The organism is Micromonospora sp. WMMD1082 (assembly GCF_029626175.1).
Taxonomy (GTDB): Bacteria; Actinomycetota; Actinomycetes; order Mycobacteriales; family Micromonosporaceae; genus Micromonospora.
Window position 1 is genome coordinate 4,361,880 of sequence record NZ_JARUBM010000002.1, and the last position, 14,601, is coordinate 4,376,480.

Consider the following 14,601-nt stretch of genomic DNA (forward strand, 5'->3'; position numbering starts at 1 on the left):
CATGATCAACACGAAAGGGGTGGGTTAGATGGGGGTGCGGGTGCGGGCGGCGGGGAAGCGGTCGAGGGCGCCGGTGCGGGCGAGTGCCCTGGTGAGGGCGTGGGCGCCGGCGCCGGCGATCACCGTGGCGCTGACGATGGTGAGCAGCGCGTACGGGATGCGGTAGGTCGCGATGTCGCGTCCGGCGTTCCAGTAGACGAAGTCGAAGATCGCCGCGCTGAGACCGGTCAGCGCACCGGCCAGCACGGCGATCGGCAGTCGGTACGAGCGGTACCGGAAGGCGGCGAACGCCAACTCGGCACCGACGCCCTGCATCAGGCCCTGCAACAGCACGATGCCGCCCCACTGGCTGCCCAGCAGTGCCGAGACGATCGCCGCCAGCAGTTCGCAGTACAGCGCGGCACCGGGCTTGCGGATGATCAGGCCGCCGAGGACGGCTGGTACCAGCCAGACGCCGTAGATGAGCGTCTGCGCCGGCGGGAAGAAGCTGAAGGCGGCGTCGGTGGCACTCCAGACCAGGCCCCAGGCCCAGAAGATGACGCCGAAGGCGACGGCGATGACCGAGGCCACGACGATGTCGATGGTGCGCCAGCGGTTGCTGTCGGTGGTCTTCACGATGGTTGCTCCCAGTTCATGGTCGAACCAGGCAAGACGCACGCCCCGCCCGGCGGTGCCGGACAATGGCGGGCTGGAGGTGGACCGAACTCCCTGCGCTGGCATTACCCAGATCAGGTTCGAGGGTCTGCGGGCGGACCCGCACTCTCAGCGCTGTGCGCTCCCCTGTCGGAGGTGTTGTCTGTCCCGCCGACGCTAACACCATTGAAGATCGACAGACAATGTGATCTTCGCAGGTCACGACGGATGCTCGCGTCCGGAGCCACAACGGCGGCGGGGAAGTTCGGTGGGGGCGATTCTGTGACATTCATCGACGGTGCCGGCAGCGGGCGGTAATCTCAGGCCGCCGATCCGCACGGGCCGAGGGGCGACGGGTGACCACAGACACTGACCGGGCCGCGTCGGCCGGCGAACCGGAGGGTCGCCCCGGGGGCATCGCCACCGAGGTAAACCCCCCGGAGGTACGCGCACCGGAGCCCGCCGCCGACGAGCCGCCCCGGCGGTGGCTCGGCGACCGGATCGGCTCGGTCGAGATCCTGGCGGCGCTGCTGGTCCTGCTGATCATCTTCCGTGATCCGCTGGCCGGGGCACTGGACGATTCACGCCTGCAGACCTGGACCACCGTCTTCGTCTCGATCATGGTGCAGGCGGTGCCGTTCCTGGTCTTCGGGGTGCTGCTCTCCGCCGTGATCGCGGTCTTCGTACCCCGGTCGTTCTGGGCGCGGGCGCTGCCCCGGCATCCGGCCCTGGCGGTGCCGGCGGCCAGCGCGGCCGGGGTGGTGCTGCCGGGCTGCGAGTGCGGGTCGGTGCCGATCGCCGGTTCGCTGATTCGGCGGGGCGTCACGCCGGCCGCCGCGCTGGCCTTCCTGCTCGCCGCCCCGGCGGTCAATCCGATCGTGCTCACCGCCACCGCGGTCGCCTTTCCGAACAACCCCGAGATGGTCCTCGCCCGCGGCGTCGCCAGTCTCGTCGTGGCGATGGTCATGGGCTGGCTCTGGCTGCGGCTCGGGCGCACCGAGTGGATCAGGATGCCGCGCCGGCCGGAGCTGGACGACGCCTCCCGGGGCCGGGCCTTCTGGGCCGCGGTCCGCCACGACGTGACCCACGCCGGTGGCTTCCTGGTGCTCGGCGCGATGGCCGCCGCCAGCATCAACGTGCTGGTACCGGAGCGGTGGTTGCAGACCCTCGCCGACAACGCCTGGTTGTCGATCCTCGCGCTGGCGCTGCTCGCCGTGCTGCTCTCGCTCTGCTCGGAGGCGGACGCCTTCGTCGCGGCCTCGCTGTCGCAGTTCTCCCTCACGTCCCGACTGGTCTTCCTGGTGGTGGGGCCGATGGTCGATCTCAAGCTCGTCTCGATGCAGGCCGGCGTCTTCGGCCGCCGGTTCGCCTTCCGGTTCGCGCCGACCACGTTCGCGGTGGCCCTGCTGGTGGCCACCGGAGCCGGGGCGGTGCTGCTGTGAACCGGCAGGCGCAGGCGGTGGTCCTGCTGCTGCTCGGCGGCGCGGTGATCCGGGCCAGCGTCACCGACCTCTACCTGCGGTACGTCAAGGAAGGGCTGCGCCCGTTCCTGATCGCCGCCGGCGTGCTGCTGATCGCCGCCGCGATCATGACGCTCTGGTACGAGCTGCGCCCGGCCGCCCCCCGCGCGCTCGCCCCGGCCGGCGCCGGTGACCCGGCGGCCGGCTCCGGCCCGGATCACGACGGGCACGACGGGCATGGGCACGCCCATCACGAGCCGCGGGTCGGCTGGCTGCTCATCCTGCCCGTGCTCGGTCTGCTGCTGGTCGCCCCGCCGGCCCTCGGGTCGTACGCGGCGGGTCAGGCCGGCACCGCGCTCGGCTCCCAGCAGCAGTCGGACTACCCGCCGCTGCCCGAGGGCGACCCGGTGCAGGTCAGCGTCCTCGACTACGCCTCGCGGGCGCTGTTCGACCGGGGCGCCTCGATCGGCGACCGGCGGGTGCAGCTCACCGGCTTCATCACCACCGGCGCGGACGGCCAGCCGATCCTGGCCCGGATGGTGCTGTCCTGCTGCGCCGCCGACGGTCGGCCGATCAAGCTGGGGCTCACCGGCGACGTACCGGCCGGGCTGCCCGACGACAGCTGGGTGGAGGTGACCGGCCGCTACACCGACCGGCTCGGCCGGGATCCGGTCAACGACGCCGAGATCCCCTACCTTGAGGTCGAGTCCTGGCGGCAGGTGCCCGTCCCCAAGCGCCCGTACGACTGAGTTCCTGCCGTTGGACGGAGCGCGAGGCCGGACGGTGCCCACGCACCGCAAGGCTCACCGGCCCGTCGGGAGCGTGGCGGCCATCGGTAGGCTGCCAGGCATGCGCATCGATGCCCGAGGTCTGCGTTTCGACGTCACCGCCGGCGGCCCGGAGCAGGGCGAACCGGTGCTGCTGCTGCACGGATTTCCGCAGCACTCGGGCGAGTGGGCGGGTGTGCTGCCCGCCCTGCACGCCGCGGGTCTGCGCACCTACGCGCTGGACCAGCGGGGCTACTCGCCGCAGGCCCGGCCCACGCAGGTCGAGGCGTACCGGCTGGGTGAGCTGGTCGCCGACGCGACGGCCGTGCTGGACGCCCTCGGCGTGACCGCCGCACACGTGGTCGGGCACGACTGGGGCGCCGTCGTCGGCTGGGCGCTCGCCGCCGCCCACCCCGGCCGAGTGCGTACGCTGACCGCGGTCTCCGTGCCGCATCCGGCCGCCATGGCCCACGCGCTGACCAACGATCCACAGCAGAAGGCGCGCTCGGCGTACATGCTGCTGTTCCGGCGGCCCGTGGTGGCCGAGCGGACGCTGCTGGCGCTCGGCGGTGCCGGCCTGCGCCGGCTGCTGCAGGGGGTCGGGGACGCCGCGCGGGTGGCCGCGTACGCCGATCCGATGCGCGAGCCGGGCGCGCTGACCGCGACGCTCAACTGGTACCGGGCGATGTCCCGGACGGACCTGGCGGCGACCGGCCCGGTCGGGGTGCCGACCACCTTCGTCTGGAGCGACCGTGACGTGGCCATCGGGCGCGTCGCCGCCGAGGCGTGCGCCGCCCAGGTGACCGGGGACTACCGCTTCGTCGAACTGGCCGGGGTCACCCACTGGATCCCGGACGAGGCGCCGGCGCCGCTGGCCGAGGCGATCCTGGCCCGGGTACGCCGGGACTCCTGAGCGGGTTTCGCGTCACCGGCCGTGGGGCAGAAGCGTTGCCGCCGGCGGGGAGCAGCCGGCGCAGATTCCCCCCGGAGGTCCGCGGTGTCGAAGGAGACCGAGAAACAGCGGTGGCAGCGCAACTTCGCCGACCTGCTGCAGGAGTTGCGGGTCGCGCAGACCGGTGTGCAGATCCTCTTCGCCTTCCTGCTCACCCTGCCGTTCAGCAACGGGTTCACGCGTACCACGCCGTTCCAGCGGGACGTCTACATCGTCGCGCTGCTCGCGGCGGCGGGCGCCACCGCGATGATCATTTCTCCGGTGGCCTTCCACCGGGCGCTGTTCCGGCAGGGGCGCAAGCCGGAACTGGTGCGTTTCGCCCACCGGATGGCCAGTGCCGGCCTCGCCTTCATGCTGGTCGCGATGGTGAGTTCGGTACTGCTGATCACCGACTTCGTGCTCGCCCGGCCGATCGCCTTCCTGCTCAGTGCCCTGACCGGCCTGTGGTTCCTGACCTTCTGGATGGTCCTGCCGTTCACCCGGCGCAACTGGGGCGACGACGATATCGACGACGACGAGGACCCGAGCGGGCTCTCCCAGGGCTGACCCCGGCAAGCGGCCGGCGGCGTGCCCGGTCGGCGGCGTGCCCGGTCGGTGTCGCCCGGCTTGGCGCGGATAACTACGGCTACCGTTGGGTAGCCGCAGTTACCGGCATCAGGTCGGCGACGGTGACGCCGAGCACGTCGGCGATCTTCTCCAGATCGTCAAGGTCGAATGAGGTTCGGCCGTTCAGGCGTCGGCTGACGTACATCTCTGACCGGTCGATGGCCTGGGCCAGCTTCGCGCCGCTGATCTGCTGTCTGCCGAGGTGGGCGCGGATCTCTCCGGCTACGTGGTAGCGCAGCGGCTTGCGACCTGAGTTCTCCATGAGCGTCAGTATCTAACGCTGAGCGTTCCAATGGCAAGGGTTGGGTGAACGGCCCATCACCGAGCGCACCTCATACTAACGGCCACCGTTAGCCCGTGGGCTTGACACCTAACGCTGAGCGTTAGATGCTACCTCCATGACCCACGACGTAACGCTCTCGCAGGCGGTCGCCGCCGAGATTCGAGCCGAGATGGGTCGGCAGCAGAAGAGCGGCCGAGCGGTCGCCGAGGCCATGGGCGTCTCGCACATCTACCTGTCGCGCCGACTCACCGGAAAGGTCTCGCTGACGCTGGCCGACCTGGAGAAGGTCGCCGCCGCGCTCGGCGTGCCCGCCTCCACCTTCCTTCCCTCGCCCGCGACGGCCGCCGCCGCGTGACCCCTGGTCCCACCGGCCCGAAGCCCTCCGGACCACGGCCGACACACCCCAGCAACCCCCGCCCCGCGAACCCGCCCAACCCACGAAGGAGGTGCCCCGAGTGACCGAGCTGGTGCGCATCCCGTTTCGCGGCACCGAACTGCTGGCCGTCGACCAGGCCGGCCGGCCGCACATCGTGCTGAAGCCCGCCCTGGAATCGATCGGCGTCGACTACTCCGGCCAGCTTCAGCGGCTCCGCCGCAGGTCGTGGGCGGGCATGGGCGTTACGCCCATACCTACTCCCGGCGGCATCCAGCAGATGGTCACCGTCGACGTCCGCACCTTCCTGATGCTGCTCGCCACCATCGACGAGAAGCGCGTCGCCGAAGACGCCCGTCCCCTACTGATCGCCTACCAGCAAGAGATCGCCGACGTCATCGAGCGGTACTGGACGCAGGGTGGCGCGATCAACCCCCGCGCCACCGAAGACCAACTCGCCACGATCATCGGCCGCGCCGAGGCGCAGGCCCGCGTGCTCCGCACTCTCGACGGCCTGGTCGACCCCCACTGGCTGGAGGCGAGGGCCCGGCACGTCGCGGCCCGCGCCCTCGGCGAAGAGCCGGAGGTCAACCCGGCCGACCGGCCGCTGACGGTCGGCGAGTACCTGTCCGACCGGGGCGTGGCCGGGTCGACGCTGCGGTCCCTGTCCAGCCAGTTCGGTAAGCGGCTGAAGGGCCTGTACGTCGCCGAGCACGGTACGGAGCCGCCGTCCGTCGAGCGGTTCGTCGACGGGGCGTTGCGTCGGGTCGCTGGCTACACGGAGGCGGATCGGCCGCTGTTCGACGCGGTGTGGTCTGCGCTGAAGGTGGCTCGGCCGTGATGCGCGAGTTCCTTGCCGACTTCGCCTACGGCCTGACCCGGCCGTGGCGCGAGCTGCCTCTGCGCTCGATGACCGTCGACCAGCTGCTCGGCTGCATCGTCCAGGCGTCGTTCCTGTCCGTGCTGGTGCTGGTCTACCTGGCCGGCGCGGCGAACCCGGCCCCGACCGGCTCGCCTGAGCCGACGGTGGTGCGTCCGGCCACGGAGGCGGAGATCCGGCAGTGGCAGCTCGACCAGCTGGAGCTGGCGATCGACGAGGCCCGCCGGGCCGACCGCTGACGCAAGACGCGGGCCGCCTGGTGAGAGGCGACCCGCGAGTACCGACCCGATCACCTCGAAAGGACAGGTCGATGACCTCGGAGACTACCCCACGATTCACCGCCGCCGGTGAGCTGACCGTCGGCCAGCACATCACCGTGCCGCCCCACACCGTGCCGTACCGCATCGACCACACCTACCAGGTCGAGACGGGGCAGGTGCTGCTGGTGCTGATCCCGGTCCACGTCGGGCCGGCGCGGACGCTACTCCTGGCCCCGTCGCAGCGGGTGGACCTGGTGACGGCCGAGACCCTGGCGGAGATCGAGCAGGCCGGGCGTCGCGCGGCTGCGGTCGCGGCGCTGCGGGAGCTGGCCGACGACATCGAGGACAAGCAGCTGCCGGTGCCGCGTTACGGGTTCAACGTGAGCGCGGCGGTCTGGACGTACGCCGAGGTGGAGGTGTGGGCGACGTACCTCGGTGTCGCGGTCAGGGGCGGCGGCACGGAGAAGAACATCCCGGTGGTTGATCGGGAGCGGCCGGGTGACGTGCTGACGGTGCATGTCCAGTCGCAGGAGTTGATGCCCGCCGCCGCGCAGGACAACGAGACGGCCGCCAGCGTTGTCATTCCGCTGGCGGATGGAGCGGACGTCGACGAGGCATCGCGACCCGGCGTTGCCGGTGGCCCCGGCGACCATGCTGCTCCAGCCCTGGCGGCGCCTGTCGAGCGCGAGGCTCCGGGCGCCGCCGGGGTAACCCCCACCGCCCCGGTCGAGTCGTCCGCCGAGCAGTTGGCCCGGCTGATGCCTCAGCCCACCGCCAGCCCGTGGCGCTGCCCGGCCTGCACGCACGAGTCCGAGCACCTGATCGACGCCGGCTGCATCGCCCGGCCCATCGGAAAGTCCGGCCTGGGCTCGGGTCGCTGCGGCTGCAAGCACACCGCTCCGGCCGGGGAGTGATCGCCGTGCTGGACGTGATCACGCAGGCGCTCGCCGAGTCGGCGCCCGAGGTCGGTGGCCTCGCTATCACCGTGCTGCTGGTCGCGGTCGCCGCAGTCATCGGCCGCCGGCAGGATGTGCGGCAGGCGCGCCGGGCCCAGGAGCGTCGGGTGCAGGCCCGCCGGCAGCGTGCCGGCGAGTGGCTGGTGCTGGCGCCGCCGGTGGACCCGTGGCCGAACGCGCAGGACGACGAGCTGGTGCTGAACGTGCTGGACGTGACGGCGGGGGTGGCACGGTGACTCAGCCGACGATGCCGCCCGGCACCCCGCAGGGGCCGTGGCACCCGCGCAGCACCGAGCCGCCGATCTTCCCCGCCGCCGCACCGGTGGATGCGGCACCCGTCGACAAGCATCCGCTGTGGTGTGCGTGCGACCCGTGCACCGACGAGCTGTTGATCCGGCTTGCCCGGCCGTTGACGCCGCCTGGTGCGCTGACCGACCCGGCCCTGCGGGGCCCCGAAGACCGCCCGCCCGCGCGGGTGAGGCCGACGCCCGGCTCGCGCACCGCCATTGCGCCGGCGGTGCGCGAAGCCCCGACCGGTGTTGGCGCACCGGTCGGGGCAGCGATGACTCCCCGTCCGGGCAGCCCACCGTGGGCAACATCATCCGTTCCGCCCGGGCGGGGGGCCACGCGGGGTGCGGCAGGTTCGGGGGCGTTCCTGCCGCACCCTCAGGGCGGTGAGGCGGCATGAGCAGCCACGTCGACGGCCTCGATGGCGGACTCTCCACCGCCCGCGTCTCCGCCGCCGAAGCCGACCGCGCCCACCGCGAACAGCAGGAAGCGGACGCCCTGCGCTGGCTGCTGCGCAACGGGCACGCCGACGTCGCCGAGATGCTCGGCCTGGTCGAGCCGGACCGGCCGGCGCCGCGCGGCAAGGTGCGCAAGCACCGCAAGCAGGTGACCCGGTGACCCCGAACCCGCTGCCGATCCACATCGACACCTCGCCGTGCCCGCACTGCTGGGCGACGTTCGGCACGCACCACGAGCTGTCCTGCCCCGGAGTGGACATGGAGCAGGTCAACGCCTACTTCGCCTGGCGCGACGAGCGGTGGGCGCAGCGGGACCGCCGGGTCGAACTCGCAGCTCGGTGGATCGCCGCCGTGGTGGTCATGCTCGTCTTCGCCCTGGTCTGGGGGTGGCTGGCGTGAGCGCCTGGATGGCCATCCTCGGCGCGGGTTTCCTCGTCAGCGCCGCGATCTTCGGCCACGCCCTGATCACCGCTCCGCGCGTGGCCGAGCCGACCGCCCCGGATCCGGCGCCGGACTTCGACGCGCACGCGAGCACCGCGCTGGCCGTGCTCGCACCCGACGACCCGGCGCTGCCCGACGACGACGTGACGGTCATCAACGCCGCCATCGCCGCCACCATCGACAACTTCGCGTCCTACCTGACCGCGCTCCGCCTCGGCTTGGACCCGCAGACGTGCGAGCTGCTCCGCGAGCAACTGCACACCCAGCTGCTCGCGGACCTGACCCCCGCGCAGATGGCCGTGGCCCTCGTGATCGGCCTCCAGCCACACGCCGCCGAACGGGCCGCGCACCTCACCGACCTTGATCGTCTCTCCACCGCTGACCTGGAGTCCTGACCCATGACCTGCATCGACATCACCGACCAGCAGCAGCTTGACGCCGCCCTGGCGGACGACGACGTGACCTGCGTCCACATCAAGTCCGAGCGGGGAGTGTGGCTGCGGCTCACCGGCCAGCACGGGAAAGCTGTCGAGCTGTCCGGCAACGCGACCGCCCGGCTGTCCGGCAACGCGACCGCCGAGCTGTCCGGCAACGCGACCGCCGAGCTGTTCGGCAACGCGACCGCCCGGCTGTTCGACAACGCGACCGCCGAGCTGTTCGGCAACGCGACCGCCGAGCTGTCCGGCAACGCGACCGCCGAGCTGTTCGGCAACGCGACCGCCGAGCTGTTCGGCAACGCGACCGCCCGGCTGTCCGGCAACGCGACCGCCGAGCTGTCCGGCAACGCGACCGCCGAGCTATCCGGCAACGCGACCGCCGAGCTGTTCGGCAACGCGACCGCCCGGCTGTTCGACAACGCGACCGCCGAGCTGTTCGGCAACGCGACCGCCGAGCTGTCCGGCAACGCGACCGCCGAGCTGTCCGGCAACGCGACCGCCGAGCTGTTCGGCAACGCGACCGCCCGGCTGTCCGGCAACGCGACCGCCCGGCTGTTCGACAACGCGACCGCCGAGCTGTCCGGCAACGCGACCGCCCGGCTGTCCGGCAACGCGACCGCCGAGCTGTCCGGCAACGCGACCGCCGAGCTATCCGGCAACGCGACCGCCGAGCTGTTCGGCAACGCGACCGCCCGGCTGTTCGGCAACGCGACCGCCGAGCTGTCCGGCAACGCGACCGCCGAGCTGTTCGGCAACGCGACCGCCCGGCTGTTCGGCAACGCGACCGCCGAGCTGTTCGGCACCAGCAGCGCACACGCCTACGGAAGTAGCACCGTCACCGCCAGCAGCCACGCCGCCGTGCACCTCCACTCCGCCCAGGCCACCGTCACCGGCGGCATCGTCATCGACGTCACCGATCTCGATCTCACCGCCGCCACCACCTGGTGCGACCACCACGGCGTCACCGTCACCGACGGCAAGGCCGTCCTCTACAAGGCCCTCGGCGACGACCTGGCCTCCGGCCAGCGCTACGGCCCGCCCATCGTCTGGGTGGTCGGCGAGACGGTCACCTGCGACGACTGGCTCGACACCGACGAGTGCGGCGGCGGCCTCCACCTCTCGCCCACCCCGCACCAGGCCACCTACTACTGCTCCGCCGCCACCCGCTGGCTCGCGGTGGAGGTGGACGTGACAACGCTGCGGCCGATCAACGACGGCGGTGCGCCGAAGGCGAAGGCCCCGTCCTGCCGGGTGCTGCACGAGGTGGACTCGTTCGGCCGCCGGATCGAGTCGGCGGGGGTGGCCCGGTGAGCCTCATCCGTGACCTGCTCGACGGCGTGCTGCTGGCGGTCCCGATCGCCGGTGGCCTGCTCCTCGTGGCCCTCGCCACCCGCACCCCGTCTGCTGCTGGCCGTCACGACGTGGCGATCTACCACGAGCCGACCACCCCGGACCCGGGGCCGGCCGCCGAGCCCGAGCCTGAGCCGGAGCCCGGTCCGGAGCCGGATCGCGCGGCGGTCGTGGCCGCCCTGGTGGCCGCCGCGCCGTTCGATCCGTCCACGGTGCCGTGGCGGCCTCCGTACGCGGAGCTGGAGTTGGCGAAGGTGCTGCGCCGGTATGGCGACAGTCCGGAGGACATCGCCCGTCGGTGGCTGCGGGACATCGCGGCCGGCGAGCGGACGGCGGTGACGGTGTGAGCGACGTGCTGTGTTTCCTGCTGGTGCTCGCCGCGGTGCTGACCGTGATGCTGGCCGGAGGTGACCAGTGACCGCCGGGCAAGGCGGCACGGCCATGACCCAGCCGTTCGTCGTCGAGCAGCCCGGCATCTACCTCGGCGTACCCGACAACGCGTACCACGCCGATCCGGTGCCCGGTGGCAGCCTCTCCAGCACCGGCGCCCGGGCGATGCTGCCACCCTCCTGCCCGGCCCTGTTCCGGCACCGCCGCGACAACCCCACCCCACCCAAGCGGGCCTTCGACTTCGGGCACGCCGCGCACCACAAGGTCCTCGGCACCGGCCCTGACCTGGTCGTGGTCCCCGGCGAGCGGTGGGACACCAAGGCCGCCAAGGAGGCGGTCGCCGAAGTCCGGGCCGCCGGTGGCGTGCCGCTGAAGCAGGCCGACATGGACAAGGTCGACGCCATGGCCGCTGCCCTGCTGGCGCATCCGTTCGCGGCGAAGCTGCTCCAGCCCGGCAGCGGCCATCCGGAAGCCTCCATGTTCTGGATCGACCCGGAAACGCGGGTGTGGTGCCGGACTCGCGTCGACTGGCTGCCCGACTCGGCGGCCAACACGGACCGGCTCATAGTTGCCGACTACAAAACCACCGTGTCCGCCGCCCTGGACGACCTTCAGCGGTCGATCTGGTCGTACGGCTATCACCAGCAGGCCGACTGGATTGAGACCGGCATCCGGGCTCTGGGCGTGCACGGCAACCCGACGGTCGTCTTCATCTGCCAGGAGAAGGAGCCACCGTTCCTGGTGACGGTGGCGCAGCCGGACCCGTTCGCGCTGAAGGTCGGTGCGCACCTGAACCGGGAGGCCCGGCACCGCTACCGGGAGTGCGTTACCTCGGGCCGGTGGCCGTCCTACACGGATGACGTTGCCCTGATCTCGCTGCCCGGATGGGTGGAGAACCGATACGCACAGGAGTTGATGTGAGCCAGCAACGCGCAGTCGAGCGCATCACCCCCGCCGCAGCCATCCCCGCGGCGGCCACCCAGACGACCGCCGTCGAGCAGGCCCGCGCTGTCGCGGAGGTGGCCGCCGCCGTCCAGGTCGCCCAGCAGTGCCCGCGTGACATGAACCGGGCGTGGGCCGAAATGCAGGCCGCGTGCGCCCGGTCCGGGCTCGCCGAACGCGCCTTCTACTCGGTGCCCAACCGCGGCAACGGCGCGTCCGTGCACCTGGCCCGCGAGCTGGCCCGGATCTGGGGAAACGTCGACTACGGCGTCCACGAGCTACACCGCGACGACGAGCGCGGCTACTCGGAGATCCGCGCGTACGCGTGGGACCAGCAGACCAACGTCCGCAGCTCCCGCACCTTCCAGGTGCCGCACGCCCGGATGGCCAACGGGCAGCGTAAGCCGCTGACGGACCTCTCTGACGTGTATCTGAACAACCAGAACATCGGCGCCAGGGCGGTCCGTGAGGCCATCTTCACGGTGCTGCCCGCCGACTTCGTGGCGACGGCGCAGGACGCGTGCCGGGCGACGATCCGCAAGGGTGGCGGGAAGCCGCTGCCGGAGCGGATCGCCAACATGATCAGCAGGTTCAAGGACGAGTTCGGTATCTCGGTCGGCCGGATCGAGACGCGGGTCGGCCGCAAGCGCGGCCAGTGGACGGCGGCTGATCTGGCGGAGCTGGCGGTGGTGTACGGGTCGATCAGCCGGGGTGAGTCCCGGGCGGATGACGAGTTCCCGGATGTGGTGACGGCGGCGGAGATCGCCGCGCAGGCCGCTGCGGCGCCGGTGCCCGCGCCTGCCGCCGCTCCGGTTGAGCCGGAGCCGTCGCCGGGTGCCGTCGAGTGGGACGACGTGGAGACGGCGCAGCCCGGATCGGGGGCGACCCGGTGAGCGTGCTCTTCGACCCGGACGCCGTCCCGACGCACCTCACCGACCGGGCGCACACGCAGTGCCGCAACCTGGCCGACCTGCTCATCAAGGTCATGGCCGAGCACCCCGCCGACGCCGGGGACGTGAAGCAGTGGCTGGCCGACATTCAGGTGACGATCCTCGCGGTCATCGACGAGCGGGACGGGACTGAGCATTACGAGTCGATCCTGGCCGGGGTGGCGGCGTTGGCGTTGCGTCGGCTGGCTGAGGCGGGCGGGTCGTCGTGACCGAGCTGCGCATCGTCGTCTACGGCCACCCCGCCCCGCAAGGCTCCAAACGCCACGTCGGCCGTGGGGTCATGATCGAGTCATCCAAGAAGGTCAAGCCGTGGCGCGACGACGTGCGAAACGCCGCCCTCGACGCTATCGCCTGCTCGTGCACGCACATCCAGTGCGAGGCGTGCGCCGCCGGCTACCCGCTCGACGGCCCGCTGATCGCCTCCATGGTGTTCACGTTCGTCCGCCCGAAGGGTCACTACCGCAGCGGCCGGAACGCGCACCTGCTGCGCGATGGGGCGCCGGAGCGGCCCGCCACCCTGCCGGACCTGTCGAAGTTGATCCGGTCCACGGAGGACGCGATCACCTCGGCGGGCGTGTGGCGGGATGACGCCCGGGTCGTCGAGTACGTGCGGGCGGCGAAGGTGTGGGCCAGTGAGGATCCGGACGCCCTGACCGTGCCGGGTGCGGTGATCCGGGTGTGGACGTCCGGTCTGCCGGGCGGTGAAGCCTGATGTCCGCCGCGCTGCCGCCGTGGCCGAAGCCTCGCCGCCGTCGTCACCTGCGGGCGGCCGGCCCCAACAGCGTGCTGCCGTGCGGCACCGACAGCGCCCGCCGCCGACACCTGGCCCACGGCCAGGAGTGTGGGGTGTGCGGTGCGTGACGTCTGCGGCTACTGCGCGCACGGCCGGTGGCGGCACGAACGCGGCCGGGGTCGCTGCCGTGTCACGCGTGACGAGGGTCAGTGCCCGTGCAGCGAGTTCGACCCAGGAGAGCCGGAGGTCACGCCAGAGCCGGAACCGGTGCCCGCCGAACCTGATCCGGAGCCCCTAGACGACTGCGGTCGCTGCACCCTGATCCCGTCGGCGTACGGCCCGGTGCGGGCGGTTCAGTCCGGGTGCTCGCGGCACAGCAACCGGGCTGTCGCGGCTGCCGCCGACGTCGCACCGGACCGGCATCGCCGCCTGGCCGATCCGGTGGAGACGCTCGACACGGTGCGGCGGCGGCGACGCGAGCCGGACGGCCTGGCCGTCACACCGGACCCGGTCGCGCAGGCCGAGTCGCTGCGGCAGGTGGCCGAGATCGACGCGCAGCTCGCCGAGGAGATCGCCGGGCACGAACTGACCGCCACGGTGCTGGGCAAGGTCCGCGCCGAGCTGACCGGGGCGCTGCGGGAGCTGGGCCGGGAGCGTGCCGCCCACCGCGAGACACGGGCCCGCGTCGCAGAGCTAGAACGGCACGTGGCCCGGCTGATCGGCCACGTCGGCGCCGAAGCGACCGCCGAGTGGGCGTGCGGGGCCGTCCAGCATGACGCGCCGCCAGAGCTGCGGCCCTACCGCTGCTCCGAGCCCTCCGGGCACGACGGTGACCACCGTGCGGTCATCGACGAACTGACCGTCGACACGTGGCCGCGCCGGGAGCCTCGGTGATCCCGCAGACGCGGGCCGAGGTGCTCGCCCGCCTCCGCGCCGCACCCGACCGCGTCCGCCGCCTCCTCATTCTGGCCCGGGCGCGACGTCGCCGAGGCCGCTACCGCATCACCCGCCGCTGACCATGGAGCTGACGATGACCGAAACCGATCAGCCCGAGGAACTTCGCGACTTCCTCGATGACGCCACGAAGGCGTTCACCGCCGCCACCAGCTCCACCGAGCGCGCCGCAGCGATCCGCATCCTCCTCGAAGGCTGGTACGCGCGCCGACCCGACGGACATGAGGGCATCGCCCACCAGCTGGTCGCCCTGGTCTACGCGGCCGAAGCGCGGTCCCGCGTCACCGAGCTGGAGAGCTGCGAGCACCTCGGCGATGTCCCCTACGCCGAGTTGGACTGGCAGGCCGCCCCCATCGAACCCCGAACCATCTCGCCCGACGTGCTCGCCCACCAGCTCGCCGCCCTGGAGAAGCGCCTCAGGCGGCTCGCCCAGCGGTTCGACGAACACGTCACGTTCGCCCACGCGCCGGACCAGGCGGAGGGCTGAC

Annotated in this window: 24 protein-coding genes and 1 riboswitch; of the genes, 22 read left to right on the forward strand and 2 right to left on the reverse strand. The window is 72.1% G+C overall.

Going from position 1 to position 14,601, the window contains the following annotated elements; translation table 11 throughout:
• Nucleotides 1-24 precede the first annotated feature (24 nt).
• A complete protein-coding gene (locus O7615_RS20100; protein ID WP_278179275.1) occupies nt 25-615 on the reverse strand; it encodes an ECF transporter S component in 591 nt (196 codons plus the stop codon).
• 72 nt (nt 616-687) lie between these two features.
• A riboswitch (TPP riboswitch) is annotated at nt 688-792 on the reverse strand.
• Between the two features lie 341 nt (nt 793-1,133).
• On the opposite strand from O7615_RS20100, the gene O7615_RS20105 reads away from it, so the two are divergent.
• From O7615_RS20105 to O7615_RS20120, 4 genes are all read left to right on the forward strand, one after another.
• Entirely contained in the window at nt 1,134-2,075 is a 942-nt protein-coding gene (locus O7615_RS20105; protein WP_278182160.1) for a permease, read from the forward strand.
• Nucleotides 2,072-2,842: a TIGR03943 family protein gene (locus O7615_RS20110; protein WP_278179276.1), complete on the forward strand. Its 771-nt coding sequence runs from the start codon at nt 2,072-2,074 to the stop codon at nt 2,840-2,842. Before O7615_RS20105 ends, O7615_RS20110 begins: the two co-directional genes overlap by 4 nt.
• Before the next feature lie 100 nt (nt 2,843-2,942).
• The gene (locus O7615_RS20115) at nt 2,943-3,773 is read left to right on the forward strand and encodes an alpha/beta fold hydrolase (RefSeq protein WP_278179277.1); all 831 of its coding nucleotides are present in this window, start codon (nt 2,943-2,945) and stop codon (nt 3,771-3,773) included.
• A gap of 84 nt (nt 3,774-3,857) precedes the next feature.
• Complete coding sequence (locus tag O7615_RS20120; protein WP_278179278.1) at nt 3,858-4,358, forward strand: DUF6328 family protein; 501 nt, start codon at nt 3,858-3,860, stop codon at nt 4,356-4,358.
• Between the two features lie 79 nt (nt 4,359-4,437).
• Here O7615_RS20120 and O7615_RS20125 read toward each other — a convergent pair whose 3' ends face one another.
• Nucleotides 4,438-4,680, reverse strand: a complete 243-nt coding sequence (locus O7615_RS20125; RefSeq protein ID WP_278179279.1) for a helix-turn-helix transcriptional regulator — start codon at nt 4,678-4,680, stop codon at nt 4,438-4,440.
• A gap of 136 nt (nt 4,681-4,816) precedes the next feature.
• On the opposite strand from O7615_RS20125, the gene O7615_RS20130 reads away from it, so the two are divergent.
• The 18 genes from O7615_RS20130 (at nt 4,817) to O7615_RS20215 (ending at nt 14,600) form a co-directional block, all read left to right on the forward strand.
• Nucleotides 4,817-5,056 (forward strand): helix-turn-helix transcriptional regulator, encoded by a 240-nt coding sequence (locus O7615_RS20130; RefSeq protein ID WP_278179280.1) that lies wholly within the window; start codon nt 4,817-4,819, stop codon nt 5,054-5,056.
• Nucleotides 5,057-5,156: 100 nt separating this feature from the next.
• Nucleotides 5,157-5,915 carry a phage antirepressor N-terminal domain-containing protein gene (locus O7615_RS20135; protein ID WP_278179281.1) on the forward strand — a complete coding sequence of 253 codons (759 nt, stop codon included), beginning with the start codon at nt 5,157-5,159 and terminating at the stop codon, nt 5,913-5,915.
• On the forward strand, nt 5,915-6,193 hold the full coding sequence (locus O7615_RS20140; protein WP_278179282.1) for a hypothetical protein: 279 nt from the start codon (nt 5,915-5,917) through the stop codon (nt 6,191-6,193). Before O7615_RS20135 ends, O7615_RS20140 begins: the two co-directional genes overlap by 1 nt.
• A 71-nt stretch (nt 6,194-6,264) precedes the next feature.
• A complete protein-coding gene (locus O7615_RS20145) occupies nt 6,265-7,128 on the forward strand; it encodes a hypothetical protein (protein WP_278179284.1) in 864 nt (287 codons plus the stop codon).
• A 5-nt stretch (nt 7,129-7,133) separates the two neighbouring features.
• A complete protein-coding gene (locus tag O7615_RS20150) occupies nt 7,134-7,406 on the forward strand; it encodes a hypothetical protein (RefSeq protein WP_278179285.1) in 273 nt (90 codons plus the stop codon).
• Nucleotides 7,407-7,854: 448 nt separating this feature from the next.
• On the forward strand, nt 7,855-8,076 hold the full coding sequence (locus O7615_RS20155) for a hypothetical protein (protein ID WP_278179286.1): 222 nt from the start codon (nt 7,855-7,857) through the stop codon (nt 8,074-8,076).
• Nucleotides 8,073-8,315, forward strand: a complete 243-nt coding sequence (locus O7615_RS20160) for a hypothetical protein (RefSeq protein WP_278179287.1) — start codon at nt 8,073-8,075, stop codon at nt 8,313-8,315. Before O7615_RS20155 ends, O7615_RS20160 begins: the two co-directional genes overlap by 4 nt.
• Nucleotides 8,312-8,752 carry a hypothetical protein gene (locus O7615_RS20165; protein ID WP_278179288.1) on the forward strand — a complete coding sequence of 147 codons (441 nt, stop codon included), beginning with the start codon at nt 8,312-8,314 and terminating at the stop codon, nt 8,750-8,752. The genes O7615_RS20160 and O7615_RS20165 overlap by 4 nt, the downstream gene beginning before the upstream one ends.
• 3 nt (nt 8,753-8,755) lie before the next feature.
• Nucleotides 8,756-10,105 carry a nucleoporin gene (locus tag O7615_RS20170; protein ID WP_278179290.1) on the forward strand — a complete coding sequence of 450 codons (1,350 nt, stop codon included), beginning with the start codon at nt 8,756-8,758 and terminating at the stop codon, nt 10,103-10,105.
• A complete protein-coding gene (locus O7615_RS20175) occupies nt 10,102-10,491 on the forward strand; it encodes a hypothetical protein (protein WP_278179291.1) in 390 nt (129 codons plus the stop codon). The genes O7615_RS20170 and O7615_RS20175 overlap by 4 nt, the downstream gene beginning before the upstream one ends.
• A gap of 94 nt (nt 10,492-10,585) precedes the next feature.
• A complete protein-coding gene (locus O7615_RS20180) occupies nt 10,586-11,455 on the forward strand; it encodes a PD-(D/E)XK nuclease-like domain-containing protein (protein ID WP_278179293.1) in 870 nt (289 codons plus the stop codon).
• Entirely contained in the window at nt 11,452-12,369 is a 918-nt protein-coding gene (locus O7615_RS20185) for a hypothetical protein (protein WP_278179295.1), read from the forward strand. Before O7615_RS20180 ends, O7615_RS20185 begins: the two co-directional genes overlap by 4 nt.
• Nucleotides 12,366-12,635, forward strand: coding sequence for a hypothetical protein (locus tag O7615_RS20190; protein ID WP_278179296.1), 270 nt, complete (start codon nt 12,366-12,368; stop codon nt 12,633-12,635). Before O7615_RS20185 ends, O7615_RS20190 begins: the two co-directional genes overlap by 4 nt.
• Complete coding sequence (locus O7615_RS20195; protein WP_278179298.1) at nt 12,632-13,138, forward strand: RusA family crossover junction endodeoxyribonuclease; 507 nt, start codon at nt 12,632-12,634, stop codon at nt 13,136-13,138. The genes O7615_RS20190 and O7615_RS20195 overlap by 4 nt, the downstream gene beginning before the upstream one ends.
• Nucleotides 13,138-13,287, forward strand: coding sequence for a hypothetical protein (locus O7615_RS20200; protein WP_278179300.1), 150 nt, complete (start codon nt 13,138-13,140; stop codon nt 13,285-13,287). Before O7615_RS20195 ends, O7615_RS20200 begins: the two co-directional genes overlap by 1 nt.
• Nucleotides 13,288-13,426: 139 nt before the next feature.
• A complete protein-coding gene (locus O7615_RS20205) occupies nt 13,427-14,053 on the forward strand; it encodes a hypothetical protein (RefSeq protein WP_278179301.1) in 627 nt (208 codons plus the stop codon).
• Nucleotides 14,050-14,175: a hypothetical protein gene (locus tag O7615_RS20210; protein WP_278179302.1), complete on the forward strand. Its 126-nt coding sequence runs from the start codon at nt 14,050-14,052 to the stop codon at nt 14,173-14,175. Before O7615_RS20205 ends, O7615_RS20210 begins: the two co-directional genes overlap by 4 nt.
• Before the next feature lie 14 nt (nt 14,176-14,189).
• Entirely contained in the window at nt 14,190-14,600 is a 411-nt protein-coding gene (locus O7615_RS20215) for a hypothetical protein (RefSeq protein ID WP_278179303.1), read from the forward strand.
• Nucleotide 14,601: the final 1 nt, after the last annotated feature.